Below are 25,845 nucleotides of genomic sequence, written 5' to 3'. Positions count from 1 at the left end.
GGCCCAGATGATCGACAGACTCACCAGAATCCAGCTGTGGATATTCGCCATCATCACGGTCATCACCCTGACCGTGATGGGCGTCTTCTACCTGCGGTTGCCGGCCACGTTCGGCATCGGAACCTACGGTGTGAGCGCCGACTTCGAGGCCGGCGGCGGGCTGTACAAGAACGCCAACGTCACCTACCGGGGGGTGGCCGTCGGCCGGGTGGAATCCGTCGGGCTCAACCCCAGCGGCGTCACCGCGCAAATGCGGCTCAACAGCGGGACCCCGATCCCGGCCAACGTCACCGCCACCGTCAAGAGCGTGTCGGCGATCGGCGAGCAGTACATCGACCTGGTGCCCCCGGCGAATCCGGCGCCGGGCAAGCTGCGTAACGGAGCCAAGATCGAACGCGCCAACACCCGCATCGGTCAGGACGTCGCGGACCTGCTGAAGAAGGCCGAGACGCTGGTCAACAGCCTGGGTGACACCCGGCTGCGGGAGGTGTTGCACGAAGCGTTCCTGGCCACCAACGGCACCGGTCCGGAGTTGGCCAGGATGATCGAGTCGGCCCGGCTGCTGGTGGACGAGGCCAACGCCGACTACCCGCAGGTGTCGCAGCTGATCGACCAGGCCGGGCCGTTCCTGCAGGCACAGGTCCGCGCCGGCGCCGACATCAAGACGCTGGCCGAGGGGCTGGCGCGGTTCACCTCCGAGGTCCGCCAGGCCGACCCGCGGCTGCGTGACACGCTGGCCATCGCGCCCGGGGCGATCGACCAGGCCAACGAGACGCTCACCGGGATCCGCCCGTCGTTCCCGGCGCTGGCGGCGAACATGGCCAACCTGGGCCGGGTGGGCGTGATCTATCACAAGTCGATCGAGCAGCTGCTGGTCGTGTTCCCGGCCCTGTTCGCCGCGATCACCACCGCGGCCGGCGGCGCACCCCAGGACGAGGGCGCGAAACTGGACTTCAAGCTGGACCTCAACGACCCGCCGCCATGCAGCACCGGCTTCATCCCGGCCCCGTTGATGCGCACACCGGCCGACGAGACGGTGCGCGAAGTCCCGCGCGACATGTACTGCAAGGCCGCGCAGAACGACCCGACCACGGTGCGTGGCGCCCGCAACTATCCCTGCCAGGAATTCCCCGGCAAGCGGGCACCCACCGTGCAGATGTGCCGTGACCCGCGCGGGTACGTGCCGCTGGGCACCAACCCGTGGCGCGGACCGCCGATCCCGTACGGCACACCGGTCACCAACGGGCTGAACATCCTGCCGCCCAACCATTTCCCCTTCATTCCGCCGGGTGCGGACCCAGACCCGGGCATCCCGATCGTCGGCCCGCCGCCGCCCGGAGTGACCCCGGGCCCCGGTCCGGCTCCGCATCAGCCGGCCTACGACCCGCCGCCGCCGAACAACGTCCCGCCGCCGCCGGGCAACCCGTCGTACATGCCGCCGAACTACCCGCCGGTGCCGCCGCAGCTGCCGTACCCCAAGTACCTCGAGCCGCCGCCGCCACCGCTGGGCACCGGTCCGGCGCCCGGTCCGGAACCGCAGGCCAGTGGTCCGGCCTACACCACCTATGACCCGTCGACCGGCCTGTTCAAGGATCCGGCGGGCGGCACTGGTATCTTCGCGTCCGGCGTGACCGGCGCAGCCGGCGCCGAGAACTGGGTGGACCTGATGCTCGCGCCCAAACCGCTTTAGCCGAGCAGCCGACGTGGATTCAGTGGTGACCGAAGAAGTACCGACGACGCAGCGTGTGCGCCGCAAGGCCGCGCGCGCAGCAGGCCCCCCGAAAACCCAACAGGTCGAACGCGAGGCGACGGCGGGTGCCGCCGAGACCGTCGTCGTCGCCCCGAAGAAGACCGCACACCCGGCCGCAGCCAGCAAGACCCGCCCGACGGTCCGGCCGCCGCGGCGCCGGCAGCCCAACCGCCGCGTGGTCGGCTGGGTGTCGCTGGTGGCGGCGGTGATGGTGATCGCCGCACTGACCGCCGGCGTCACCGCGCTGGTGACCCAACATCGGAACGCGCGGGCCGAGCAGGCCCGTGAGCAGCGGTTCGTCGACACCGCCACCCAGACCGTGGTCAACATGTACAGCCACACCATGGACAACATCGACGAGGCGGTGAGCCGTTTCGTCAACGGGACCAGCGGCCCGCTGCGCGCCAAGTTCGGCGCGGAGAACATCGAGATCCTCAAGACGATCTTCCGCAAGACCAACTCGTCCTCGGAAGCGGTCATCACCGGCGCTGGCCTGGAGAGCATCGACTCGGTCAGCGACAACGCGGCGGTGCTGGTGGCGGTTCGGGTGACGGTCGCCGACATGGACGGGGTCAACAAGCCGTCGGAGCCCTACCGGATGCGGGTCATCGTGCACGGGACGAGACGGGCCGGATGACCGCCTACGACCTGATGTACCCCGACGGGGGCAACTGATGCGATGGTCGCGGTGGCTTGCCACCGCCGCCGCCTACCTGGCGATCGTCGCGATCGTCGGGCTGTCGGCCGTGGGGGGCTGGTACTACTGGGACCGGGTCCAGGCGCGCGGTGCCCAGGCGGCGCGCGACGCTTTGCCCACGCTGGTGGCCAAGGAGATGCCGCAGGTCCTCGGCTACGACTTCCAAACCGTCGAGCGCAGCCTCGGCGACACCTATCCGATGATGACGCCCGACTACCGCCAAGAGTTCAAGAAGCGGGCCAACGAGCAGATCATCCCGGAGGCCAAGAAGCGCGAGGTGGTGATCCAGGCCAACGTCGTGGGCGTGGGCGTCATGGAGGCCAACCGCAATTCCGCCGCGGTGATGGTGTTCATGAACCGCACCGTCACCGACAAGGCGCGCCAGCCGATCTACGAAGGCATCCGGGTGCGGGTGGAGTTCCAGCGCATCGGCGGCAAGTGGCTGATCGCCTTCATCAAACCGATCTGATCGCGATCAGAAGCAGATCGCAATGTCGTTGCACTCCAACGGATAACGTTCGATCGGGCTGGGCGGCGGCCCCACCTGCGACAGCGAGAACGGCTCCTTCTTCATGTCCGGCTGCAGGCCGCACACCGCCCCCGTGCAGGGTGGTGTGGGTGCCGGTCAGGGTTTCGTCGCTGAACGCGTAGGTCTCGCTGCTGGGGGGCGAAGGTGCCGTCCGGGCACACCACGCCTTCGGCCTTGCTGACCTGCAGCGTCCACAGCATGCTGGTCATCCGGGCCCGGCCGCTGAAGTTCTGCAGATGTTCGGCGCGGGTGTTGTTCGCCGGGGTGGTGCTGACGATGTTCAGCGCGCAGTTCATCGCGATGACGATCGGGTCCGAATAGTCGTTCATGTTGCGCGTTCCCGACGGCTGCACGCACAGCGCGCCGATGGTCCAGGTGGCGCCGGACACGCCGGCCTGGTTGAACGCGTAGGTGCCGTCCGGGGGCGGCCCGATCGCGTAGGCCGGGGTGTCCGAATCCAGCGCCATGCCGAATGCGACGGCTGTGCTGACGACGGCACCGGCGGCCAGCCCGCGACGGATCTTCACCTGCACCCCTCCCTCCGCGCCGCAGCGCCGCATCTGAGTATCACAGCGAATCGCCGCCAACACCACGGGTTCGGTGGGACTTGCCGGTCAGCCCTGCGGACGGCTTTCGCCCAGCGCGTCGAGAAACGCGCGGGCCCACCGGTCCACATCGTGGGCGAGCACCTGACGGCGCAGCGCGCGCATCCGGCGGCGGCCCTCCTCGTCGGACTGGGTGAGCGCGGCCTCGATGGCATCCTTGACGCCTTCGAGGTCGTGCGGGTTAACCAAATAGGCCTGACGCAGTTCGGCTGCGGCGCCGGTGAATTCGGACAGCACCAGGGCGCCACCCAGGTCGCTGCGGCAGGCGACGTACTCCTTGGCGACCAGGTTCATGCCGTCGCGCAGCGGGGTGACCAGCATGACGTCACTGGCCACGAAGAACGCGATCAGTTCGTCGCGCGGGACGGGCCGGTGTAGATAGTGCACCACCGGGTGGCCGACCTCGGCGTATTCGCCGTTGATGTGCCCGACCTGCCGTTCGATGTCGTTGCGCAGGATCTGGTAGCTCTCCACCCGTTCCCGGCTCGGGGTGGCGAGCTGGATCAGCACCGTGTCGTCGCGCTTGGCGCGGCCCTCGTCGAGCAGCTCGTTGAACGCCTTGAGCCGCACGTCGATGCCCTTGGTGTAGTCGAGCCGGTCCACGCCGAGCAGGATCTTGCGCGGGTTGCCCAGCTCGGCGCGGATCTCGCGGGCCCGGCGCCGCACGCTCCGGTCCCGCGCGGCCTGGTCGAGCGCGCTGGAGTCGATGGAGATGGGGAAAGCACCCACCCGGATGCGGCGCGCGTCGAGCACCACCTCGCCGAACCGGGATCGCACCCCGACGGCTCCCCGCGACGTTTCGGCACCGAGCAGCCGTCGGGCCAGGATCAGGAAGTTCTGCGCGCCGCCGGCCAGATGGAAGCCCACCAGGTCGGCGCCGAGCAGTCCCTCGATGATCTCGGTGCGCCACGGCAGCTGCATGAACAGCTCCACCGGCGGGAACGGGATGTGCAGGAAGAACCCGATGGTCAGGTCCGGACGCAGCTCACGCAGCATCTTCGGCACCAGCTGCAGCTGGTAGTCCTGTACCCAGACGGTTCCGTTCTCGGCCGCGGCGCGGGAGGTGGCCTCGGCGAAGCGGCGGTTGACGTCGACATAGCGGTCCCACCATTCGCGGTGGTAGATCGGCTTGACGATGACGTCGTGATACAGCGGCCACAGCGTGGCGTTGGAGAAACCTTCGTAGTATTCCGCGACGTCGTCGGCGCTGAGCTGCACCGGATGCAGCGTCAGTTCGTCCTGGACGATCGGGTCCTCGTCGGCATCCACCACACCGGGCCAGCCCACCCAGGCCCCGCGGCGTTTGCGCAGCAGCGGCTCCAGCGCGGTGACCAGGCCGCCGGGGCTGCGTTTCCAGGTGGTGCTGCCGTCGGGGGAGGCGTTCCAGGTCGACCGGCAGCCGGTTGGCGACGACGACGAAGTCAGAGTCGCCGTAGCGGGCGCCGCCTTTTCGAGCCATTAGCTCTCTCGTGTTTCGCCGGACCAATGCCGAGCATGGACAAGAAGACGCGGCACTCGTCGGCGTCGTTGGCGTAGGCGGCGACGACGCGCCGGGCCTGGCTGGCGGTGCTGTCCGCCAGCGGTTCGACGTCGCCGATATCACCGTGGTCGGTCTTGGTAGGCATTCCTCAACTGTAAGGGAAGCCACTCGAGTATCTCTTTCGGTGTCGGCAGCCGCGGCAGCCCCAGCGATTTCCGCTTACACACTGGCCGTAATGTGTAAAGACCAGCCCGTGACTAGTGAGGTGGGCAATGACACTCTCCGACCAGACCGACACCAACGCCGAGGCGCCCGCGGCCCCCGAGATGGTGGTTTACGAAACCCTCGACGAGGGACGCATCGCCCGTATCTGGCTGAATCGGCCGGCGGAGCACAATGCGCAGAATCGCACCCTGCTGGTGCAGCTCGACGAGGCATTCCTGCGGGCCGAGGCCGACGACACCGTCCGGGTGGTGATCCTGGCCGCCCGCGGCCGCAACTTCTCCGCCGGCCACGACCTGGGTTCGGAGGCGGCGCTGGCCGAGCGTAAGCCGGGTCCGACGCAGCACCCGACGTTCCGTTCGCACGGGGCCACCCTGGAACCGATCGTGGAGAAGCTCTACCACCAGGAGTGGCATTTCTTCTTCGAGAACACCGCCCGCTGGCGCGACCTGCGCAAGATCACCATCGCGCAGGTGCAGGGCAACGCGATCTCGGCGGGGCTGATGCTGATCTGGGCGTGCGATCTGATCGTCGCCGCCGACAACGCGAAATTCAGCGACGTGGTCGCGGTGCGGCTCGGCATGCCGGGCGTCGAATACTATGCGCACCCTTGGGAATTCGGCCCGCGCAAAGCCAAAGAGCTGCTGCTGACCGGTGATTCGCTGGACGCCGACGAGGCCTACCGGCTCGGCATGGTGTCCAAGGTCTTCCCGCTCGACGAGTTGGAACAGAAGACGCTGGCTTTCGCGCGGCGCATCGCCGAGCGTCCGACGATGGCCGCGCTGCTGGTGAAGTCGTCGGTCAACGCGGCGTCCGACGCGATGGGCTTCACCGAGGCGCTGCGGCACGCGTTCCACATCCACGAACTGGGCCACGCGCACTGGGCGGCCCACAACGAGAACCGGATGCCGGTCGGGTTGCCGCCGGAAGTCGAGGACTGGCGCACCGCCCGGCCCACCCAGGTCGCCCGCCGCGACGAGCCCTGACGCGCAATGATTCGATAGCTAGAACCTGTTTCAGTTTTCGGCGCGGGAGGCTTCCAGTGCAGCTTTCATTCCAGGACCGGACGTATCTGGTCACCGGCGGCGGCAGCGGTATCGGTAAGGGGGTGGCGACCGGGCTGGTCGAAGGCGGCGCTTCGGTGATGATCATGGGCCGCAGCGCCGACCGGCTGGCCGCGGCCGTCAAGGAGATCGAGGGCCTGCAACTGCCCGGCTCGATCCGCTATGAACCCGCCGACGTGACCAACGAGGACGAGGTAGCCCGGGTGGTCGACGCCGCCACGGCGTGGCACGGCCGGCTGCACGGCGCCGTCCACAGCGCCGGCGGTTCGCTGACCATCGGACCGCTCACCCACACCGACTCCGAGCAGTGGCGTCGCACCGTCGACCTCAACGTCAACGGCACGATGTACGTGCTCAAACACGTGGCGCGGGAGTTGGTGCGCGGTGGCGGCGGATCGTTCGTGGCGATCTCGTCGATCGCCGCCAGCAACACCCACCGCTGGTTCGGTCCCTACGGCGTCACCAAGTCGGCCATCGACCACATGATGCAACTGGCCGCCGACGAACTCGGCGCCTCCTGGGTGCGGGCCAACAGCATCCGTCCGGGTCTGATCCGCACCGACCTGGTGGACGCCAGCGTCATCCAGTCACCGGAGATCAGCGGCGACTATGCGCAGTGCACGCCGCTGCCGCGGGTCGGCGAGGTCGAGGATGTGGCCAACCTGGCGATGTTCCTGCTCAGCGACGCCGCCAGCTACATCACCGGGCAGTGCATCAACGTCGACGGTGGCCACATGGTGCGCCGCGGCCCGGACTACTCGTCGATGATGGAGCAGATGTTCGGCGCCGACGCGCTGCGCGGCGTGGTCTGAGGGTCACCGCCGGTTCCGGCGGTGGCCTGGCCGTGCTGGAATGAGGGCCATGGCCCAACAAGAACCACTGAACATGCCGCTCGAAGAGGCGATGCGCACCCAGCGTGCGATCCGTCGGCTCAAGAGTGATCCGGTCGACGACTCGCTGATCCTGCACATCCTCGAACTGGCGATGAAGGCACCCACCGGTTCGAACGCGCAGAACTGGGAGTTCATCGTCGTCAAGGACCGCCAGGTGGTCGCCAGGCTGGGCCGGTTGAATCGCGCGGCGATGAAGGCCTTCGGGCCGCTGTACAAGCGCACCCTGGAAAAGCGGATGGACGACAAGATGCTGCGCGTCGAGAAGGCCGTGCGCTGGCAGGCAGAGCACTTCGACGACATCCCCGTCGTCGTGGTGGCCTGCCTCAAAGGGATCATCCCGCCGGTGCCGCCGATCGCGGCCAGCAGCGCCTACGGCTCCATCTATCCCGCGGTGCAGAACCTGTTGCTGGCGGCCCGCGCGGCCGGACTGGGCGCGGCGCTGATCACGATGCCGCTGTGGAGCACGTTCGCCGCCAAGCGAGTGCTGGGCCTGCCGTGGAATGTCACCCCGTGCGCGGTGATCCCGCTGGGCTGGCCGATGGGTAAGTACGGTCCCACCAGCCGTCGGCCGGTCGGCGAGTTCGTGTCGCTGGACCGGTACGGCAACCGGGCATTCCGGTGAGCCGGCTGGCGGGCCGGCGGATCTTGATCACCGGCGCCGGGTCGGGGATCGGTCAGGCGACAGCGCTGCGACTGGTCGACGAGGGGGCGACGGTGGTCGGCGCGGACATCGACACAGCGGGCCTTGCCGTAACCCGCGGCAACCGCGGTGACCGGTTCACCCCGCTCGAGATGAACGTCGCCGACGAGCGTTCGGTGGTCGACGGGGTGCGCTCGGCTGTCGACATCCTGGGCGGGCTGGATTCGGTGGTCAATGCGGCGGGCATGTTGCGGGCCGCGCACACCACCCAGACCAGCCTCGAACTGTGGAACCAGATCATCACCGTCAACCTGACCGGCACGTTCCTGGTGGTCCGCGAGGCGCTGCCGGCGCTGCTGGCCAACCCGCGCAGCTCGATCGTCAACTTCAGTTCGACCTCGGCCAGCTTCGCGCACCCATACATGGCAGCCTATGCGGCCAGCAAGGGTGGGGTGCAGTCCTTCACGCATGCGGTGGCGCTGGAATACGCCAAGGCCGGGCTGCGCGCGGTGTGCGTGGCGCCCGGCAGCATCAAGTCCGGTATCACCGATGCCACCGGCGGATACATACCCACCGACGCCGACTGGTCGCTGTTCGGCCGGCTGATGCCGATCCTGCCCACCACCGAGACCTCCAGCGGCGCCGGAATGGCCGACCCGTCGGTGGTGGCGGGCGTCATCGCCATGCTGGTGTCCGACGACGGCCAGTTCATCACCGGAACCGAGATCCGTATCGACGGCGGCACGCACGCCTGAGCGGTCGTCGGTCAGTTGACGCAGGGCACCCCGCCGCCGTCGATCGGCTTGCCCCGATCGGGTGTCGGGTACGGCGTGAAGGTGCCGTTGTAGTAGTAGCCGTTGGACTGGGCCGTCGTGGTCGTCGTGGTGGTGGTGGACGTCGTCGTGGACGCGCTCTCTTCGGCGACGGGCAGCGAGAAGTTGGTGTCCACCGTCACCCGGATGTGCCCGGCAGCGATGCTCGGGTCCGGCTTGGTGGGCGGGTCCACCCCCAGCACGTTGGCCAGGTTCTGCGCGTCCGTCTCCGCTCCGGCGCCGTATTGGATGGTGGTGGACGTCGGGTCGCCGGACTCGCGGTCACGGACCTGACCCGCGGTGTAGCCGCGCTTCTTCAGCGCGCTGGACAACTGGGAGGCCATCCCGCTGATGGCGCCGGCGTTCACCACGTCGACGACGGTCAACGGGTTCGGCTTCGTCGACGTGGTCGCCGCCGTCGACGGGGTGGCGGCTGTACCGAAAGCCGCGGCGATCTCGGCTTTGATCGCGGCCGGGTCGATGATGTTGACGTCCTGGCCGTCGATGTTGTCGTAGCGCACCACGGGAAGCGTGCGGAACTCCACATTGCCGCCGGCCAGCTCACCCATCCGGCGGAACAGGTTTTCGTCCCAGCCCGCCGACAGCACCACGTCCTTGCGCGCCACGGCCATCAGGCTGTTGAGCCGGTCGAGGTTGGTGAAGGTGCCCGTGTCCTGCAGCTCGTGCATCACCGACGACAGGAACGCCTGCTGCCGGTGGGTGCGGTCCAGGTCGCCGTTCTCCAGGCCGTGTCGCTGCCGGACGAACGACAGCGCCTGCGACGCGTCCAGCCGCTGGCGGCCGGCCGGGAAGTCGGCGCCGGAGTACGAGTCGTAGACCGGGTGGTTCAGACAGACTTCGACGCCGCCCAGGGTCTGGGCCAGGTCGTAGAAGCCGGCCAGGTTGATCTCGGCGAAGTAGTCGATCGGGACGCCGGTCAGGTTGCGCACCGCGCGCAGCGTTGCCGCCCGGCCGGCCTCGCGGCCGCGGGCTTCGAGTTCACGCTGCGAGAGGTTGCCCTGGTTGGCGAGTTGGTTGGCGACGTACTGCTTGGTCAGCCCATACGCCTCTTTGATCTTGATGTGGTTGTAGCCGGGGATGCCGTTCCAGGCCACCCAGTCGTCGCGCGGGATCGAGAAGGCGACGACTTTGCCGTCCGATCCGACGTGTACCAGGATCAGCGTGTTGGTGTTGTAGCCGCCTTGGTCGGAGTCGCCGGCGTGCAGGTGCTTCAGGATCGACCAGGGTAGGTCGTTGCCGTCCTGGTCTTTGCGCGAGTCCAGGCCGATGAGCAGGATGTTCATGTTGTTGCCGCTGGACCTGGGGTCTTCGGGGGTCAGCGCCTGCGAGATCGTGATGCCGCCGAGGGCGCCGTGGGCTACCCAGTAACCCGCGCCGGTCGTTCCGACAGCCACCACCGAGACCACGGTCATGAAGGTGCGCGCGACGCGTTTGCGCAGCGTCGTCCGCTTGACCGCACGTCGATTTGATCGGAGGCGGTGAGCACCGCCGGAACGTGTCACTAATGTCCTCGGCCCAGCGGCCACCGCCCGGCCGGCGTACGGCCGGCGGTTTGCGGTGACGGCATTCCAGACATGACGTCTAGTATGCGGCAGATTGCTGTGCAGCCCCCACTCCAGGCCCGGTATCCTGCCCAGCCGAGTGCCGGGATCCAGTCGCCAAAACCGCCTTGAGCAGAACGTTCTGCCCCGGCCCGGGGGCCTGCTGCGGCGGCGTCAGCAGTACTGGTAGTCGATATGCCAGCGGCCGTTGACGTAGGCGGCGACGAAATGGCCCCCCAGGCTCGCGTCCGCGTCGTTGACGTTGCCCGCACCGCCGACGTTGGGCGTGAACCCCGGCGGCTGCCAAGTCACCGACTGCGGATCGGCCGTGGCCTCCGGTGTGCAGCCGGCCTGCTTGGCCACATAACCGTCGATGATTCGGCGCTCCGCGGTGGCCTGGTCGCCGCCGTCGGCGGCGGGACTGGCGGGACAGGAATAGCCCACGACGCAGAAATTCTCGGTCCTGGTCGCCAGCGACACGTCGGTCATCGGGATCGCCGCGATGGCGCCGCCGAGCAGCAGCGCCACCGCCACCACTGCCGCGATTCGCGCGTTCATCGGACCTTCACGATCTCCTCGCCGGACCGGTAGAACAGCGGGATGTCCGAACCGGTCACCATCTCGGTCAGTACGATCCCGAAGGGTTCGACTTCGTAGTAGTAATGCACGTTGCCGTCGGTGTCCACCGCGGTGCCGCAGGTATGGCCGGGGGCGCCGCATCGCTGCTTGATCGGCATCGCCAGCGCCGCGATCACCGCCACCGCGGCGAGCGTGATCACCAACGACGTCTTGGTTCGAGCGCGGGTCCGTATCTGCACTTTCCACTCCTGAGGGGCACCTGACCGCAGTGTAGGCGCGTCTTGACGCTGGGCACGGCCCCGCAAGGCAGTAGGTTGCACAGCTATGGCCCCTGCCAGCCCGGGTGACGCCCCGGCGCCGACCACCCGCGTCGAAGTCCTGGGCAATGTCGGCCCGAACTGGTTCGCGTCGGTGATGGGCACCGGGATCGTGGCCATCGCCGGGGCGACGCTGCCCGTCCACGTGCCCGGGTTGCGTGGCTTCACCCACGGTGTGTGGATGCTGGCCGCCACCCTGTTGGTGCTGTTGATCGTGCTGGTCGGCGGACACTGGTTGCGCAACCCGAGGGTGGCGCGCGCCCATGCCCGCAATCCGCAGATGGCCCACTTCTACGGGGCCGCGCCGATGGCGCTGATGACCGTCGGTGCGGGCGCGGTGCTGGTGAGCGGGGATCTGATCGGGCAGCGCGTCGCCGTCGACCTGGACTGGGTGCTGTGGACGGCGGGCACCCTCGGCGGCTTGTTCACCGCCGTGAGCATCCCGTACCTGATGTTCACCCAGTTGGAGGTGGAGCCCGACGCGGCGTTCGGAGGCTGGCTGATGCCGGTGGTGCCGCCGATGGTGTCGGCCGCCACGGGCGCGCTGTTGCTGCCGCACCTGCCGCCGGGCACCCCACGCGAGACGATGCTGTTCGGTTGCTACGCGATGTTCGGACTCTCGCTGTTCGCCTCGCTGAACATCATCGCGATGATCTGGAGCCGGTTGGTGCTGTACGGCACCTCCGGCACGGCGCGGGTGCCGACGCTGTGGATCGTGCTGGGGCCGCTCGGCCAGTCCATCACCGCCGCGGGTCTGCTCGCGTCGGCTGCGGCGACCGGCGCGATCGACCACCGACTGGCCGCGGCGATGAACGCGTTCGCCGTCCTGTTCGGTGTCCCGGTGTGGGGCTTCGCGGTGTTATGGATCGCGCTGGCCACCTCGCTGACGGTGCGCACCCTGCGGCGCGGCATGCCGTTCGCCCTGACCTGGTGGAGCCTGACGTTTCCGGTCGGCACCTTCGTCACCGGAACTTCGCAGCTGGCTTCGCACACCCAGCTGCCCGCGTTCAAGGTGGCCGCGGCCGCCGCGTATGTCGGCCTGCTGTTCACCTGGATCTTGGTGACGGTGCGCACCGCGCGGGGCAGCTGGCACGGCAACCTGCTCAAACTGCCCCCGAGCGCCGATCCGGTCAGGGCCAGCAAGGAAAGTAGGACGCAGTGATCCGCGCCTAGCCACTCGTGCCGGTCCGGCAACGCACGCAAATGGCCGGAAAGCGAGGTTTTGCGCCCAATGCGGTCAGGGTGCGCGTTTCAATGCGAAGATTGCTGCCCGTGACGGGTAGTTGGGGTTCATTGCTGGCCACGCTGATACCGCTGGCTCTGGTGATCGCGGTGTCACCGTTGACGATCATCCCGGCGGTGCTGGTCCTGCACTCGCCGCGGCCCCGGCCCACGAGTCTGGCGTTCCTTGGCGGATGGGTGCTCGGGTTGGCCGCGCTGACCGCCGTTTTCACGGCCGGATCCGGTCTGTTCGGCGGCCTGCACAAGTCGCCGCCGCACTGGGCATCCTGGACGCGTGTGGTGCTGGGTTCGGCGCTGATCCTGTTCGGCATCTACCGGTGGCTGACCCGGCACCGGGAGTCCGACACGCCCCGGTGGATGCGGGCGTTCGACACCATCACCCCGCGACGGGCAGGCCTCACCGGGCTGGTGCTCACGGTGGTGCGACTCGAGGTGTCGATCATGTGCCTGGCGGGCGGCTTGGCTATCGGCACCAGCTCACTCGGGGTGGCTGGCAAGTGGGTGTTGGCCACGGTGTTCGTCGTCCTGTCCGCGTCAACGGCCGCCCTCCCGATCCTGGGTTACCTCAGCGCCGGCGACCGCCTCGAGGACCAACTGACCAAACTCAAGGACTGGATGGAGAGCAATCACCTGGGCATGCTGGCCGCCGTCCTGATCCTGATCGGTCTGATGGTGCTCTACAACGGGATCAGTGCGCTGAGCTGACGAGCCGGGCGGCGTCACGGCCGAGGTCACCGTCGCATGGCGCAGGCCGGTTCCGCTGCGGCGCATCCTGAGCGACGAACCGTGGTATGCGCCGGTGCCCTTTCGTGCTTAGCTTGTCGGTGCAGTCGTGCATCCCTGCATGTGCGGCCTTAATGTATTTGCTGAGTATCGACGAGAATTCGCTTGAGGGGGCGGAGTGGAAGGTACGACCTTCGGCCGCTACCGGTTCATCGAGTTGCTGGGCCGCGGCGGTATGGGCGAAGTGTGGCGCGCCTACGACACCGAGACGCAGCGCGTCGTCGCCGTGAAGGTCCTGCCGGCGAATCTGGCCAACGACCCCACTTTCGAACAGCGATTCCGGCGCGAGGCACTGGCGGCGGCGGGGCTCAACGATCCGCACGTGGTGCCCATCCACCATTTCGGCGAGATCGAGGGCCGGCTGTACGTGGACATGCGCCTGGTCGTGGGCCGCGACCTGCAGGCCATCATCGCCGAAGGCCCGCTGGACCCCGAGCGTGCGGTCAACATCATCGAGCAGATCGCTTCGGCGTTGCGGTCCGCGCATCGGATCGGGTTGGTGCACCGCGACGTCAAGCCATCCAACATCCTGGTCACCGAGGACGACTTCGCGTACCTGATCGACTTCGGGATCGCCCGTGCGGAGGGCGATTCGCACATGACCGGGACCGGCAACGTGATCGGGACCTGGGCGTATATGGCGCCTGAGCGGGTCACGAACGGCCGGACCGACCCACGCGGTGACACTTATGCGCTCGGATGTGTGCTGCACGAGTGCCTGACCGGCAGCCAACCGTTCCCCGGCGCCAGCCTCGAACAGCAGATCGGTGGCCATCTGAGTCTGCCGCCGCCGCGCCCGTCCACCTTGCGTCGGGGCATTCCGGAGGAACTCGACACTGTCATCGCCACCGCGATGGCCAAGAACCCCGAGCAGCGCTATCCGACGGTGACCGATCTGGCGGTGGCGGCGCGGGAGGCGGTCACCGGAACCCGCCCGATTCCGGTGCGCCGGCCCGAACCCGTGCAGCAACGCACTCAGTTGGCGCCGCCGCCCGGCCCGCCGAAGCAGCCGCCGCCGAACCAGCCACCGCCGATGCGGGGCGCTCCGGGGCAGGGGTATGCCGATCCTGGACACCGCCGCCCGCCCGCTGACCCGAACCAGCGCCGCGGGCCGGTTCGGCAGAGCCAGCCCAGGCCGACGGCCGACCCGAATCGGTACCGTCCGCCCGCCGAGCCGCAGCGGCTGGCCCCCGAACCGGTGCCGCAGCGCCCGCCGGCCGAACCGGCCGTGCAGCGACCCAACACCGACCCGACGTTGCGGCGGCCGAGTAGCGACCCGAAGATCTATCGCCCCAACAGCGGAGAGCAGACCGTGTTCCGGCTGCCGAGCGATCCTCAGACGCCACCGCCGTGGCCGGCACCTGCCGAGGAGAGCAGCCCCAGCCCCGCCGCGCCAGCGCCGAAGCGGCGCCGCACTGCGTTGCTGCTGGCGGGGGTGGGTGCGCTGGTGACCGTCGTCGGGGTCGTCGCTGCGATCGTGCTGACCGGCGGCCACGGCAGCAGCGGTAGCGAGCAGCCCGCAGCGCATCCCGGCGGTGCCGAGCCCACCGGCGGAGCAGCCGGGGCCGGGTCGTTCACCGGCACCTACACCGCCGACTTCGGTCCGAAGGTCTCGTTGGCGGGCAAGCCGGTGGAAAACTCCGAGCCGCCGGATCACGAGACCTGGGTGTTGCATTCAGCGTGCGGCAGTGACGGCAACGGATGCGTGGCCTCGGCGCAGCGAACCGACGGCACCTACAACCACACGCCGAGGCTGACTTTCGACTATGTGCGGGGGCGCTGGATTGCCGTGGCGCTGGAGGGCGGCAAGTGCAACGACAAGAACATCGAGAAATGGAATTACGTCTGGCTGCAGCCGCACGCTGACGGCACCATGGTCGGCGAATGGATCACCGACTCACTGGACTGCTACAGCAAACGGACAGTGACGTTCACCCGGACCGGTGACCCGGACGGTACGAACGTGCCCGACCCCACCAAGCTGGCCGCCCGCGTGGTTTCACCGGCCGAGGCGCTGCGCGGCAACTACCACCTGCTGACTACCTATACCGGCCCGGACGCGCCCAAGCCGCAGGAAGCCGACTACAGCGTGGACACCTTCTGTCTGCGCACCGGTGACCGCTGTCTGAGCCGCTTTGTCAGAAACGCCAGCACTGGCACCCAGCTACTGCAGTTCGCCAACAATGTCTGGACCCGCGACGACGAGTACGACGCGGCTTGTCCGGCCGGCGGCACCTCGCACGTGAAGATCAAGGGGACCTTTCCGCTGCCCGAACCGCCGGAGGACCCGATAGCCGTTCTCAGCGGTAACGGTGTCAAGGACGAATCCGGGAGTTCGTGCAAGGGCGGCCCGTACGACATGAAGTTCACCCGCACCGGCGGCTGACCGCCGGTTGGGCCGGGCCGGTTTTCAAACGCGCGCCGCGCGGGTAGGCCGTTGAAGGTCCAACGTCGAGATCGCGACGTGGAAGACGAGAACGGAGTTCGGCAATGCGTGCTGAAGAAGGCGACGAATCGGTCAGGGATTACGCCATCGAGGGTGAGCAAGCCCTGGACAGGATCAAGAAGTCGACGAGGTCGGACAACCCGCTGGCCCGAGCCGCGGGCTGGGTGCGCGACCGGCTGCCCGGAGCGTCCCGGGCCTGACGCCGCATCGGCGAGAATCAGGGCCCGAATCAGGCCTCGGCCGTTTCTCCCCGCTACCGGACGGGTACTGAGGCCATTAGTCCCGTACCGAGACTGTCAGTCTTGATTTGCTCCTGTCCATAGGAAGCGGGCCCATGACTGGTCCTACGGTCACCACATCCAGTCTTGCCGACGGCGCCCCCGCCGACTCGTTCGCCCAGGGGCTCCCGGGCCCGGCGCGGCTGGACTCTGTTCATCGCGTGCGCGGGTGTCGTGCTGGTCATCGCGTCGATGGTGGCGCTGAACACCGCGCTGGGTGACATCGCCAAAGCCACCTCGGCGAGCCAGACGCAGCTGACCTGGATCGTGGACAGCTACACCCTGCTGCTGGCCTGCCTGCTGCTGCCGGCCGGTGCGATCGGCGACCGGTACGGGCGCCGCAGCGCATTGCTGGTCGGGGTGGCCACGTTCGCTGTCGCCTCGGCCGCACCGCTGGTGTTCGGCACTCCGCTGCAGATCATCGCCGCCCGGGGGGCTGGCCGGGACCGGGGCGGCGTTCGTGATGCCGGCGACGCTGTCGTTGCTGACGGCCGCCTACCCGCCCGAGGCGCGCACCAAAGCGGTGGGCATCTGGGCCGGGGTCGCCGGCTGCGGCGGGGTGTTCGGCCTGCTGGGCGCCGGAGTGCTGGTGCAGCTCTGGGATTGGCGGTCGATCTTCTGGACCCTGGCGATCGGCGCGGCGATGGTTTTCGCGCTGACGCTGACCATCGCCGAGTCCCGCGACGACGACGCCCCGCGCCTGGACGTGCCGGGTGCGGTGACCATCGGGGCGGCGGTCGCCGTCTTCGTGTTCGGCATCCTGCAGGCGCCCGCGCACGGTTGGAGTGACGCCCGCGTCATCGGGTGCCTCCTCGCCGGGGCGGTGCTGGCGGTGATGTTCGGTTTCGTCGAGTTGCGGCGCCGGCAACCGCTGCTGGACATCCGGTTGTTCCGCGATCCCAGCTTCGGCACCGGCGCCGCCGCCATCACCGTGGTGTTTCTCGCCACCTTCGCGCTGTTCTTCCTGGTGGTCCAATATCTGCAGCAGGTCCGCGGCTACTCGGCGTTGACAGCCGCAATTGCCTTGAGCCCCATGGCTTTACCGTTGCTGTCGCTGTCGATCCTGTCGCCCTGGTACCTGCCCAGGCTGGGGCTGCGTGCCGTGGTGTTCGCGAGCATGGCGCTGGTCGCGATCGGGTTCCTGTGTATGGGCACGCTGACCACCCACTCCAGTTACCTCGAGGTGGCCTGGCCGCTGGTGGTGATCAGCACCGGCTTCGGATTGTGCACGGCGCCAACCACATCGGCGATCATGACCGCGGCGCCGGAGAAGAAACAGGGTGTCGCGTCGGCGGTCAACGATGCCACCCGGGAGGTGGGTGGCGCGTTCGGGATCGCGCTGGCCGGTTCCATCCTGGCCGGCAGCTACAGCCGTCACGTCGGCGCCGCGCTGGCCGGCTACCCCGAGCAGGTGCGCGCTCCGGCGTCGGACTCACTGGCCACGGCCCTGGCTGTCGCCGATCGACTGGGTCCGCAGGGTGTTGCACTCGCCGAGCGCAGCAAGGAAGCGTTCGTGGCGGCCGCCAACACCTCCTACACGGTGATGGCCGTCATCGTGGCCGTAGCAGCCGTCCTGATCTCGCTGATCGCACCGGGCCGGGACGGCCGACGGTTGCGGCTTACGCGGCGCCGCCGCGAGCGGGCGGCGTCTTAGTATTTCCTGATGGTGACGGCAGCCGAACCATTCATCACGCACGGTCCCGGCGGGGTTCGCATCGTCTCGGACCGGCACGGCGATCCGCAGGCCCGCGCGGTCGTCTTCCTGCACGGCGGTGGCCAGACCCGGCGCTCGTGGGGCCGGGCGGCCAGCGCCGTCGCCAAGCGCGGCTATCAGGCCGTCACCGTCGACCTGCGGGGCCACGGCGAATCCGACTGGTCCAGCGAGGGCGACTATCGCGTGGTCAGCTTCGCCTCCGACGTGCACGAGGTGCTGCGCGGCCTGCCCCCGCGCCCGGTGCTGGTGGGGGCGTCGCTGGGCGGCTTCACCTCAATGCTGCTGGCCGGAGAACTGGCGCCGGGCATCGCCAGCGCCGTGGTGCTGGTCGACATCGTGCCCGACATGGAACAGTCCGGGGCCAACCGCATCCACAACTTCATGGCCGACCGGATGGAGTCCGGCTTCGCCTCGCTCGAAGAGGTGGCCGACGCGATCGCCGAGTACAACCCGCACCGGCCGCGGCCCACGGATCTGCAGGGGTTGACCACCAATCTGCGCCGCCGCGGCGACCGATGGTACTGGCACTGGGATCCACAGTTCATCAACGGTTCCTCGGCCTACCCGCCGCTGGAGGTAGTCGAATCCGACCGCATGCACGCGGCGGTAGCCGCCATCCTCGCCGACAGTGTGCCGATGCTGCTGGTCCGTGGTCAGGTGAGTGACCTGGTCAGCCAGGAACGCGCGGACCAATTCCTGGAACGTTTCCCGCAGGTCGAATTCACCGACGTCCGCGGCGCCGGCCATATGGTCGCCGGCGACCGTAACGACATCTTTGCTGACGCCGTCCTGGAATTCATCCAGCGGCACGTTGATGCTGGCTGACGGCCTTGTCGGTGACATCTGAACGTTGTATGACTTAGTTTGCGGTGTCCGCGCATTGGGTATCCGCGCGCAGCGCGCATTTGTTTGGGGCGACACCTGTGACACCTGCGACACGAGGAGAAGCGTCTTGAAGCGTGGTATCGCGGCCGGGCTGGCCGGTTTGGCATTGGTGGGCGGTTGCGTCGGCTGTTCGAGCAAGTCCGACAAGGGCGCGGCGTCCTCGGCTCCGCAGGCCGCGGCGCCTTCCGGACCGGTCGTGATCGTCGACGGTCAGAACCTCAATGTCACCGGCGCGGTGACGTGCAACCCGTCCGGCAACAACATCAACATCGGCATCGGTGACGCGTCGGCCGGAATCGGCGCGGTGGTCAGCAAGGACAATCCGCCGATCGTGCACGCGGTCGGACTGGGGCCGGTCAACGGCGTCACCCTCGGGTTCTCCGACGCCGCTCCCAACCAGGCCACCAACGCCGGGGCCGCGCTCAAAGACAAGACGTACGCGATCAAGGGCACCGCCTCGGGTGTCGACGTGAGCAACCCGCAGGACCCGAAGCCGGTGACCAAACCGTTCGAGATGAGCGTGACCTGCCCGTAGGGCGGGCAGTCGAATCCCAGGAGGGGACGCAGCTATGACCATGAAACGTGTCGTCGGCGCGGCGGCTGTCGCGGCGGGTCTGGGGATCTCGGCGGTGCTGTTCGACGCGGGCACCGCTAGCTCCGCGCCGTTCGTGCCCAGTCCGTTGGCGCCGGACACCCCGACTCCGGGGCCGAACACGCCGGGACCCCACACCCCGCCCGCGCAGACGAACTCGCCGGCGCCGGTGACCACGGCCGCGCCGGCCACCACCGCGCCGCCGGCCACCACCGCGCCGCCGGCCACTACAGCGCCGCCGGCCACCACCGCGCCGCCGGCCACCACGACGGTTCCGGCGACCACGTCGGCGCCGCCGTCGACCACGGCATCCAGTGCGGCACCGTCCTCGCAGACCACGACGACGGCTGCGACGCCCACCACCACGACGACCACCTCCTCGGGTGTGACCACCACCACGGCGGCCGGGTCGACCACCACCGCGAGTGGGTCGACGACCACGACGGTGCCGGCGGGGCAGTCGAGTACCTCGACGACGGCCGCTCCCGGCATCACTATCGTCATCAACGCACCGGCCACCCAGCCGCCGCATCCCCCGTTCATCCCGCGCGGTCCGCTGGCGCAACCCAACAACCAATTCGGCGGGCCCCGGAACACCCTGGCCGGCATTCTCTTCCCCGACCGCGGCGCGCCGCCTCCGCCGCCGCAGCGTGGCTTCGGCTACAACGACGGGCCCGCCCCGGCCACCCGCCGCCCAACTGGGAGGGCCCGCCGCCTCCCGGAGGTGGAACGGCCCGCCGCCTCCGGGTGGCTGGAACCGGCCGTGGGACGGCCCGCCGGCACGCGACATCGGTTACGGGCAGCGTGATTTCGGCCCGTTCAACTACAACACCTTCACCGTGTTGCCGGTCTTCAACTGGCAGTACGGGGGCTGGGGCTACTGGTTCTTCGGTACCTGGGTTCCGCTGTACTGACGGGCGCCGATCGCGCCGGTTTCGGTTCGGCCGGCGCAGCGCGCCGTAACGCGAAAAGACACTCAAGCCGATGAGCAGCACCGAAGGGCGGTTGGTCAGATACCAGCGCGCCGATGGTCTGGCCACCATCGAACTGATCTACTCCCAACCGTTGAATATCATTGGCAGCCAAGCTAATTCGGAACTCGCCGAAACATTTCGCGCCGTCGGGCGCGACGACGGGATCAGGGTGGTGGTGCTGCGCGGCGCCGGGGACAAGGCGTTCATCGGCGGCGCCGACATCAACGAGATGGTCACCCTCGACCGATCCAGCGCCGAAGATTTCATCCGCGGCCTGGCCGGGCTCTGCGAGGCGATCCGGCAGTGCCCGGTCCCGGTCATCGCCCGGTTGGCGGGCTGGTGTCTGGGCGGCGGTCTGGAAGTCGCGATGTGCTGCGATCTGCGCATCGCGGAGTCCGGCGCGAAGTTCGGCATGCCGGAGGTGGCCGTCGGCATCCCGTCGGTGATCCATGCGGCGCTGATGCCGGCACTGATCGGGGCCTCGCACTCGGCCTGGCTGCTGCTGACGGGCGAGACCATCGATGCGCAGACCGCCGCGACCTGGGGTCTGGTGCACGAGGTCGTGGCCCCCGACACGCTGGACGACCGCATCGCCCAGCTCGCCGCGCGGCTGGCCGGGTTCGGACCGCACGCGGTCCGGCAGCAGAAGCGACTGCTCAACAAGTGGTTCGACATGACGGTGCAGGGTGCGATCGAGGACAGCGTGGAACAGTTCGGCCTGGCGTTCCTCACCGGCGAACCCCAGCAGCACATGCGTGCGTTCCTGTCCCGCAAGTCCGGCAAGTCCGGCAAGTCCGGCAAGTCCGGCAAGCCCGGCACGAGGGGCGCGATTTAGCGTTGCTCAGTGCTGTGCGCGACGGTCTGCACGCGATGACCGCGGGCGGCCCTCGGCTTCCCGGTCGGGGTGGTCGACGACCTCGCCGGCCGGTGGCCTGAGCGGCTTCCCGCTTCGGGTCAGCTGGCTTCCGACACCGCCTGCAGGTGGCGGCGACCGCGGCGGCGGTTCATGCGCTGCATCACCGCCGCCGACCGCAGACCCGAGCGCGGCGAGTGGGTGGCCGACCAGTCGGCCAGGGACACCGCGGCCGGGGCCGGGTGCGGGTAGGCGTCGGCGTCGGCGGAGGCGTCGATGAAGTCGTCGATGAGGGCCGCGACGGTGTCGGTGCGCTCCATGTGGGGGTGGTGCTTGGCGCCGGGAATGATGTGCAGGCGGCTGTGCGGCATCGCCTCGTGCGCGGCGTAGGCGTGGCTGACGGGGATGACCCGGTCCTGGTCGCCGCTGATGATCAGCACCGGCACGGCGGAGTTGAAGTGCAGGCGGTTCAGCGCGCACACGTACTGGCCGCGGCTGTCGACGACGGCGCGCAGGGTGCGCAGCAATGCCTTGCGGTTCTCCGGGTTCGACAGCGCCGCGTGCGCTTCCCAGTGGTCGCTGGCCCTGGCCTCGCTTCGTTCGGTGGTCCGCAGCGCCGAAATAGCTTTGCGCCCGGCGATCACCGGCTTCGACGAGATCAGCCGCAACACGCTCGCCGAGCCCGGCAGCGAAGCCAGCCGCAGCATCCGGCTCACCTCGGCGCCCAGGCCGCCGCTGCTGATCAGGATCAGCCGCTCGCAGTAGTCGCGGTGCTGGTGGGCGAACTGCATCGCGATGCCGCCGCCCAGGGAGTGACCGACGATGGTGGCCTGCGGGATGCCCAGCGCGTCGAGGAAGTCGCGCAGCAGCACCGCGAAGGCGCCCAGCGAGTAGTCGCCGCGCGGCTTGTCGGACTGGCCGTGGCCCAGCAGGTCGGGGGCGATGACGCGGAACCTCTTGGACAGGGCCGGGATGATCTCGCGCCAGTTGTTCGAGCTGCCGCCGATGCCGTGGATCAGCAGCAGCACGTCGCCGGCGCCTTCGTCGCGGTAAGCGATACGGTCACCGTGCAGGTTGATCGTTCGGAGGTTGCTCATTTTGGCCTGCTTGCTCACTTCGGTGTGGACGGGCTGTTCCTGGTGAAGTGAAGTCTGGGATGGCGGCCTTGAGACTTTCTAAATGCGCCCGATGCGCTCCTCCGACCGGCGCGCTCAGTCCCTGATCCGGTTGAAGACCTGGTCGTAGGGGCCGCCTTTGCAGGTACTGCCCGAGACGTCCTCCATGCCGTGGCCGGACAGTGTGGTGATGGGGTCCGCGGCAGGCTTCGGCAGCGGGAACACGCCGGTCATCCGGACGTGACTCGTCCCGCCGGCGGGGCAGGGCACGTCCTCTTCGGAGTTCTCCGTCCAGGCGTTGTTGGCGAAGATGAACAGTTGATGGTCGGTGAGATCGGTCAGCACGAAACGACTCAGGCAGCGATCGCCGCCGCGCAGGCAGAAGGTGTCCACACTGAAGTCCTGGTCGGCCAGCTTGGGTTGGCCGGAGGCGGTGGTGACCCGGGAGCGGTAGAAGCCGCGCAGGCCCAGGGCCGGTGATGCCACCCGGGCCGGCAGTGCGGCGGGGTCGGGCAGCCCGGCGAGGTCGGCGTCACCGGTGCGGGTGAACGTCACGCTGCGTTTGCTGTAGCACTGGACGGAATCGTCGATCCATTCGCCCGCCATGCTGCCGTCCGGACGCGGCAGCAGATAGATCCAGTGCCACTCCTCGATGTCCTGGTTGTTGCATCGTTCGGTGTCCAGGGTGACGGCGATCCAGCGTCCGTTGATGTCGTCGAACACCAGGCTTGCCGGGTGCTTGAAGGATCCGGAGCTGCGCGCGGCGGTTGCCACGCACCCTTTGGCGCCGCATACCGAGCGCAGCTTCCAGGTCTCGTTGCCCGGCGGTTCCTGGTTCGGTTCGGGCTTGCCCGAAATGCCGATGCTCTGGCCGAAGGCAAGGGTGTAGGTTCCGGTCAGCGGTCCGGAATTCGCTTGCGGCGCAACGGCTGTGGGGGCGCTCTTGTCTCCCGGGAGCAGCACCAGGGCGGCGACCAGACCGATTACCGCGAGCGCCGCGGCAATGCTGCTGGCGAGGATGATGTTGCGCCGCCGTTTGTTCGGTGACGGGTTCGATGCGGGTCTGGCCGGCCCCGCCGACGGCGGTGGGGGCAGCTGACCGCCGGGTCGGCCCGCCGATACGTCCGGTCCCCCCGCGGGGGCCAGTTGCTGGTACTGGGTCGGATCGGTGTTCGACACACTGCCCTGGGGATTGGACGGGTAGTAGTTGCGCGGCGGGCCGGTCGGGATGGCAATGGTGTGCGAATCGGATGGGCCCGGGTCGGTGTCGCGCGGCGGTGGCGGTGGCAGCCGGGTCGGCTGGGTGATCGCCGCGCGGGCGGCCGCGGCCATCTCCGTCGGGGTCGAATAGCGTTGTTCGGGTTTCTTGGCCATGCCGATGGCGATGACCCCGTCCAGCTGTACCGGCAAGTCTCTGCGCAAGGCCGACGGTCGCGGCGCCGGCAGTCCCAGGTGCCCGCCGATCTGTTGCTCGATGCTGTTGCCCGGGTACGGCTGGCTCCCGGTCAGACACTCGTGCAGCACGCAGGCGAGCGCGTAGGTGTCGCTGCGCGGATCGTTCTGGCCGCTGTTGAGCCGTTCGGGCGCCATGTAGGCCCAGGTCCCGATCACGCTGCCGGTACCCGTCATCCTGGTGTCCCCGGAGGCGGCGGCGATACCGAAATCGATCAGGTAGGCGAAGTCGTTGGGGGTGACCAGGATGTTGGAGGGCTTGACGTCGCGGTGCACCAGCCCGATCCGGTGCGCGTCGTGCAGGGCGGCGGCGACCTGTTCGATGATCGTTACGGCGCGCGCCGGGTCCATGGCGCCGTCGGCGATGATCGAGTGCAGATCGCGGCCGGTGATCAGCCGCATGTCGACGTAGAGGCGGCCGTCAATTTCGCCGAAGTGGTGGATCGGAATGACGTGCGGGTCGCTGAGGCCCGCCGCGGCCAGCGCCTCGCGGCGGAATCGCTGTACGAAGGTGGAATCACTGGCCAGGTTGGGCGGCAGCACCTTCACCGCAACCACCCGCTGGGTTTCGGTGTCGTAGGCCCGCCACACCTCGCCCATGCCGCCGCGGCCTAGCAAGTCGATCAACCGGTACCGGCCGAACGGCGTCCCCTCGTGGTCCACCAGACCCCCTGTGCAGCTGTCAAAAACCGTTAAGCAGCTGATTCAACCGGCAAAATCAAGGCCTGGCAGGCGCTGAACAGGGGATTCAGGCGAAGGTCATATATTCCACATACGTTCGTGCGGCGGCGGCCCGGCGGCCGCGGTCAGGCGCTGGCCGGCAGTGGTTGAGGTCGCAGTTCTGCGGCACCGCCCCGCTGATTCACCGCGGGTGCCCAGCCCGGCCTGCGCAGCAGGTACCCCAATCGGTCCCGCCGGCTGCCGGCGCTTCGCATGCAGCGCCAGATCGCCACGAATTCGTGGGTCTCGACCCTGGCGATGTTGTAGGTGTCGATGTTCTTGGTCAGTCCGAAGCGCACCCGCTCACCCTCGGGTTCGAAGCTGCCGAACAACCGATCCCAGATGATCAGGATGACGCCGTAGTTGGTATCGAGGTAGCGGGCCTGCGATCCATGGTGCACGCGGTGATGGCTGGGCGTGTTGAACACGAATTCGATTGGCGCCCAGAGCTTGTCGACGAGCTCGGTATGCAGGAAGAACTGGTAGAGCAGGTTGAATCCGTAGCAGGCCAGGATGATCCGCGCGTCGATGCCCAGCAGTGCGACCGGCACCAGGAAGGGCAGGGTGGTGAGCACCGCCCAGGGTTGGCGCAGCGCGACTTAGAAGTTGTACCGCTGGCTGCTGTGGTGCACCACGTGCACGGCCCACAGCAGGCGGATCTCGTGGTAGCCGATCGGTCGGAGGAGCGCCGAGTTCTTGGACGCGGTGCTCAGCGTGCCGGAGTTGACCCGATAGCAGCTCGGAGCCCCCTGTCAGGATTGAACTGACGACCGCTCGCTTACAAGGCGAGTGCTCTACCACTGAGCTAAGGAGGCCGGTGATTTACCGGTGAATACCGGTGAAACCGGTAAAAGCCTAGCTGGGGTCAGTCGCTGTCGACGATCCGCTGCGAGCGCACCGTCCGCGGCGACGACCGCGGACGACGTCCCGGCAGCGGGATGCGGTCGGCGATGCTGCTCAGCGGGTTGACCACCATGGTCAGCGAGATCACCGCCTCCTGCAGCGTGGCGATCGCCGGTTCCAGCGCCTCCATCCCCGGCGCCAGCCGGGCCAGCGTGTCGGCCACGTCGGCCAGCTGTTCCAGCGGACCGTTCTTGGCGGTCAGCTTGTCGACCAGGCCGCCCTCGGAGAGCAGCTTGTCGGCCAGCCCGTCTTCGGCCAGCACCCGTTCGACCAGCCCGTCGTTGGCGAGCAGCTGATCGGCCAGCCCGCCGGGTTGAAGCGCGCGCTGCAGCCCGCCACCTTCGGCCGTCAGGCGGTCGATGAGCCCGCCGTCGGAGGTCAGCAGGTCGACCAGTCCGCCGGGACGCAGCATCCGGTCCATCGGCCCGTTCGGCGCGATGGCCCGCCCCAGGGGCATGTCGTCGTCGAGCAGCCGGGCCAGCCGGTTGGCCCGCGCCAGCGTGTCGTCAAGGCCCAGCATGTTGGCCATCGGGTTGTACCCGGTGCCGCCGGTCTCGCCCAGTGCCTGCTTGGCCACACCCACCGCCGCGCCGGCGAGGTTCAGGCTGGCTTCGGCCGCCGCGAGGCCGGCACGCGCGGGTGCGGTCGCGATGCCCAGGGCGGCTTTGACGAGGTTCATCCTGCGAGTCTACGAGCGGCGCACCCCGATTTTGCCGCTCGGGTCCGAGCCGATTCGAC

At 68.6% G+C, this 25,845-nt stretch carries 23 protein-coding genes, 1 tRNA gene and 4 pseudogenes; 17 read left to right on the top strand and 11 right to left on the bottom strand.

Annotated elements, in window-relative coordinates; genetic code table 11:
* Nucleotides 1-7 precede the first annotated feature (7 nt).
* From L6444_RS27030 to L6444_RS27020, 3 genes and pseudogenes are all read left to right on the top strand, one after another.
* Nucleotides 8-1,690, top strand: a complete 1,683-nt coding sequence (locus L6444_RS27030; RefSeq protein WP_236978321.1) for a virulence factor Mce family protein — start codon at nucleotides 8-10, stop codon at nucleotides 1,688-1,690.
* Between the two features lie 13 nt (nucleotides 1,691-1,703).
* Nucleotides 1,704-2,425, top strand: a pseudogene (locus L6444_RS27025) (mammalian cell entry protein).
* Nucleotides 2,425-2,916, top strand: a complete 492-nt coding sequence (locus L6444_RS27020) for a mammalian cell entry protein (RefSeq protein WP_236978320.1) — start codon at nucleotides 2,425-2,427, stop codon at nucleotides 2,914-2,916. The pseudogene L6444_RS27025 and the gene L6444_RS27020 overlap by 1 nt, the downstream one beginning before the upstream one ends.
* Before the next feature lie 6 nt (nucleotides 2,917-2,922).
* On the opposite strand, the pseudogene L6444_RS27015 reads toward L6444_RS27020, so the two are convergent.
* The 3 genes and pseudogenes from L6444_RS27015 to L6444_RS27005 form a co-directional block, all read right to left on the bottom strand.
* Nucleotides 2,923-3,503, bottom strand: a pseudogene (locus L6444_RS27015) (hypothetical protein).
* 87 nt (nucleotides 3,504-3,590) lie between these two features.
* Nucleotides 3,591-5,040 (bottom strand): annotated as a pseudogene (locus L6444_RS27010) (alpha,alpha-trehalose-phosphate synthase (UDP-forming)).
* Nucleotides 5,003-5,206, bottom strand: coding sequence for a hypothetical protein (locus tag L6444_RS27005; RefSeq protein WP_236978319.1), 204 nt, complete (start codon nucleotides 5,204-5,206; stop codon nucleotides 5,003-5,005). The pseudogene L6444_RS27010 and the gene L6444_RS27005 overlap by 38 nt, the downstream one beginning before the upstream one ends.
* A 127-nt stretch (nucleotides 5,207-5,333) precedes the next feature.
* On the opposite strand from L6444_RS27005, the gene L6444_RS27000 reads away from it, so the two are divergent.
* Genes L6444_RS27000 through L6444_RS26985 form a run of 4 tightly spaced genes read left to right on the top strand, consistent with a single transcriptional unit; the run spans nucleotide 5,334 to nucleotide 8,635 of the window.
* The gene (locus L6444_RS27000; RefSeq protein ID WP_236978318.1) at nucleotides 5,334-6,269 is read left to right on the top strand and encodes an enoyl-CoA hydratase; all 936 of its coding nucleotides are present in this window, start codon (nucleotides 5,334-5,336) and stop codon (nucleotides 6,267-6,269) included.
* 56 nt (nucleotides 6,270-6,325) lie between these two features.
* Nucleotides 6,326-7,159 carry an SDR family oxidoreductase gene (locus L6444_RS26995; RefSeq protein ID WP_236978317.1) on the top strand — a complete coding sequence of 278 codons (834 nt, stop codon included), beginning with the start codon at nucleotides 6,326-6,328 and terminating at the stop codon, nucleotides 7,157-7,159.
* Between the two features lie 49 nt (nucleotides 7,160-7,208).
* Nucleotides 7,209-7,862 carry a nitroreductase family protein gene (locus tag L6444_RS26990; RefSeq protein WP_236978315.1) on the top strand — a complete coding sequence of 218 codons (654 nt, stop codon included), beginning with the start codon at nucleotides 7,209-7,211 and terminating at the stop codon, nucleotides 7,860-7,862.
* Complete coding sequence (locus L6444_RS26985) at nucleotides 7,859-8,635, top strand: SDR family NAD(P)-dependent oxidoreductase (protein WP_236978310.1); 777 nt, start codon at nucleotides 7,859-7,861, stop codon at nucleotides 8,633-8,635. Before L6444_RS26990 ends, L6444_RS26985 begins: the two co-directional genes overlap by 4 nt.
* An 11-nt stretch (nucleotides 8,636-8,646) precedes the next feature.
* On the opposite strand, the gene L6444_RS26980 is transcribed toward L6444_RS26985, so the two are convergent.
* From L6444_RS26980 to L6444_RS26970, 3 genes are all read right to left on the bottom strand, one after another.
* On the bottom strand, nucleotides 8,647-10,215 hold the full coding sequence (locus tag L6444_RS26980) for an LCP family protein (protein WP_370653040.1): 1,569 nt from the start codon (nucleotides 10,213-10,215) through the stop codon (nucleotides 8,647-8,649).
* A 213-nt stretch (nucleotides 10,216-10,428) separates the two neighbouring features.
* Complete coding sequence (locus tag L6444_RS26975) at nucleotides 10,429-10,812, bottom strand: integrase (RefSeq protein WP_236978308.1); 384 nt, start codon at nucleotides 10,810-10,812, stop codon at nucleotides 10,429-10,431.
* Complete coding sequence (locus L6444_RS26970; RefSeq protein WP_236984448.1) at nucleotides 10,809-10,991, bottom strand: hypothetical protein; 183 nt, start codon at nucleotides 10,989-10,991, stop codon at nucleotides 10,809-10,811. Before L6444_RS26970 ends, L6444_RS26975 begins: the two co-directional genes overlap by 4 nt.
* Before the next feature lie 166 nt (nucleotides 10,992-11,157).
* Between L6444_RS26970 and L6444_RS26965 the strand changes: the two genes are divergently transcribed.
* From L6444_RS26965 to L6444_RS26925, 10 genes and pseudogenes are all read left to right on the top strand, one after another.
* The gene (locus tag L6444_RS26965) at nucleotides 11,158-12,312 is read left to right on the top strand and encodes a TDT family transporter (RefSeq protein ID WP_236978306.1); all 1,155 of its coding nucleotides are present in this window, start codon (nucleotides 11,158-11,160) and stop codon (nucleotides 12,310-12,312) included.
* Nucleotides 12,313-12,404: 92 nt separating this feature from the next.
* Entirely contained in the window at nucleotides 12,405-13,097 is a 693-nt protein-coding gene (locus tag L6444_RS26960) for a GAP family protein (protein ID WP_236978304.1), read from the top strand.
* Between the two features lie 196 nt (nucleotides 13,098-13,293).
* Complete coding sequence (locus L6444_RS26955; RefSeq protein ID WP_236978302.1) at nucleotides 13,294-15,561, top strand: serine/threonine-protein kinase; 2,268 nt, start codon at nucleotides 13,294-13,296, stop codon at nucleotides 15,559-15,561.
* 104 nt (nucleotides 15,562-15,665) lie between these two features.
* Nucleotides 15,666-15,821, top strand: coding sequence for a hypothetical protein (locus tag L6444_RS26950; protein WP_236978300.1), 156 nt, complete (start codon nucleotides 15,666-15,668; stop codon nucleotides 15,819-15,821).
* Nucleotides 15,822-16,091: 270 nt separating this feature from the next.
* Nucleotides 16,092-16,271 (top strand): annotated as a pseudogene (locus L6444_RS30870) (MFS transporter); the annotation flags it as partial.
* A 91-nt stretch (nucleotides 16,272-16,362) separates the two neighbouring features.
* The gene (locus L6444_RS26945; RefSeq protein WP_459551882.1) at nucleotides 16,363-17,553 is read left to right on the top strand and encodes an MFS transporter; all 1,191 of its coding nucleotides are present in this window, start codon (nucleotides 16,363-16,365) and stop codon (nucleotides 17,551-17,553) included.
* 9 nt (nucleotides 17,554-17,562) lie between these two features.
* Nucleotides 17,563-18,438: an alpha/beta fold hydrolase gene (locus L6444_RS26940; protein ID WP_236978299.1), complete on the top strand. Its 876-nt coding sequence runs from the start codon at nucleotides 17,563-17,565 to the stop codon at nucleotides 18,436-18,438.
* Between the two features lie 127 nt (nucleotides 18,439-18,565).
* Entirely contained in the window at nucleotides 18,566-19,033 is a 468-nt protein-coding gene (locus L6444_RS26935; protein WP_236978297.1) for a lipoprotein LpqH, read from the top strand.
* 34 nt (nucleotides 19,034-19,067) lie between these two features.
* Entirely contained in the window at nucleotides 19,068-19,898 is an 831-nt protein-coding gene (locus tag L6444_RS26930; protein WP_236978295.1) for a hypothetical protein, read from the top strand.
* A gap of 176 nt (nucleotides 19,899-20,074) precedes the next feature.
* Entirely contained in the window at nucleotides 20,075-20,899 is an 825-nt protein-coding gene (locus tag L6444_RS26925; protein WP_236978293.1) for an enoyl-CoA hydratase, read from the top strand.
* A gap of 119 nt (nucleotides 20,900-21,018) precedes the next feature.
* On the opposite strand, the gene L6444_RS26920 is transcribed toward L6444_RS26925, so the two are convergent.
* The 5 genes from L6444_RS26920 to L6444_RS26900 all read right to left on the bottom strand — a co-directional run bounded on the left by L6444_RS26920 (nucleotide 21,019) and on the right by L6444_RS26900 (nucleotide 25,786).
* Entirely contained in the window at nucleotides 21,019-22,014 is a 996-nt protein-coding gene (locus L6444_RS26920; RefSeq protein WP_236978292.1) for an alpha/beta fold hydrolase, read from the bottom strand.
* 114 nt (nucleotides 22,015-22,128) lie between these two features.
* Nucleotides 22,129-24,147, bottom strand: a complete 2,019-nt coding sequence (locus tag L6444_RS26915; RefSeq protein ID WP_255731069.1) for a serine/threonine-protein kinase — start codon at nucleotides 24,145-24,147, stop codon at nucleotides 22,129-22,131.
* Between the two features lie 143 nt (nucleotides 24,148-24,290).
* Nucleotides 24,291-24,779 (bottom strand): sterol desaturase family protein, encoded by a 489-nt coding sequence (locus L6444_RS26910; RefSeq protein WP_236978291.1) that lies wholly within the window; start codon nucleotides 24,777-24,779, stop codon nucleotides 24,291-24,293.
* Nucleotides 24,780-24,947: 168 nt separating this feature from the next.
* Nucleotides 24,948-25,019, bottom strand: a tRNA-Thr gene (locus tag L6444_RS26905).
* 50 nt (nucleotides 25,020-25,069) lie between these two features.
* Nucleotides 25,070-25,786 (bottom strand): hypothetical protein, encoded by a 717-nt coding sequence (locus L6444_RS26900; protein ID WP_236978289.1) that lies wholly within the window; start codon nucleotides 25,784-25,786, stop codon nucleotides 25,070-25,072.
* Nucleotides 25,787-25,845: the final 59 nt, after the last annotated feature.

It is taken from the genome of Mycobacterium kiyosense (assembly GCA_021654635.1).
Taxonomy (GTDB): Bacteria; Actinomycetota; Actinomycetes; order Mycobacteriales; family Mycobacteriaceae; genus Mycobacterium; species Mycobacterium kiyosense.
Note: the sequence above shows the minus strand (reverse complement) of the source record. Positions and strands in the feature narration are given on the sequence as shown.

Bases quoted from the DNA above. Each gene is read 5' to 3' on its own strand.
- L6444_RS26900 (WP_236978289.1), bottom strand. From the start codon at position 25,786: ATGAACCTCGTCAAAGCCGCCCTGGGCATCGCGACCGCACCCGCGCGT.
- L6444_RS26940 (WP_236978299.1), top strand. From the start codon at position 17,563: ATGGTGACGGCAGCCGAACCATTCATCACGCACGGTCCCGGCGGGGTT.
- L6444_RS26975 (WP_236978308.1), bottom strand. From the start codon at position 10,812: ATGAACGCGCGAATCGCGGCAGTGGTGGCGGTGGCGCTGCTGCTCGGC.
- L6444_RS26920 (WP_236978292.1), bottom strand. From the start codon at position 22,014: ATGAGCAACCTCCGAACGATCAACCTGCACGGTGACCGTATCGCTTAC.
- L6444_RS26945 (WP_459551882.1), top strand. From the start codon at position 16,363: ATGCCGGCGACGCTGTCGTTGCTGACGGCCGCCTACCCGCCCGAGGCG.
- L6444_RS26925 (WP_236978293.1), top strand. From the start codon at position 20,075: ATGAGCAGCACCGAAGGGCGGTTGGTCAGATACCAGCGCGCCGATGGT.
- L6444_RS26950 (WP_236978300.1), top strand. From the start codon at position 15,666: ATGCGTGCTGAAGAAGGCGACGAATCGGTCAGGGATTACGCCATCGAG.
- L6444_RS27005 (WP_236978319.1), bottom strand. From the start codon at position 5,206: ATGCCTACCAAGACCGACCACGGTGATATCGGCGACGTCGAACCGCTG.
- L6444_RS26930 (WP_236978295.1), top strand. From the start codon at position 19,068: ATGACCATGAAACGTGTCGTCGGCGCGGCGGCTGTCGCGGCGGGTCTG.
- L6444_RS27020 (WP_236978320.1), top strand. From the start codon at position 2,425: ATGCGATGGTCGCGGTGGCTTGCCACCGCCGCCGCCTACCTGGCGATC.
- L6444_RS27030 (WP_236978321.1), top strand. From the start codon at position 8: ATGATCGACAGACTCACCAGAATCCAGCTGTGGATATTCGCCATCATC.
- L6444_RS27000 (WP_236978318.1), top strand. From the start codon at position 5,334: ATGACACTCTCCGACCAGACCGACACCAACGCCGAGGCGCCCGCGGCC.
- L6444_RS26965 (WP_236978306.1), top strand. From the start codon at position 11,158: ATGGCCCCTGCCAGCCCGGGTGACGCCCCGGCGCCGACCACCCGCGTC.
- L6444_RS26970 (WP_236984448.1), bottom strand. From the start codon at position 10,991: ATGCCGATCAAGCAGCGATGCGGCGCCCCCGGCCATACCTGCGGCACC.
- L6444_RS26960 (WP_236978304.1), top strand. From the start codon at position 12,405: ATGCGAAGATTGCTGCCCGTGACGGGTAGTTGGGGTTCATTGCTGGCC.
- L6444_RS26990 (WP_236978315.1), top strand. From the start codon at position 7,209: ATGGCCCAACAAGAACCACTGAACATGCCGCTCGAAGAGGCGATGCGC.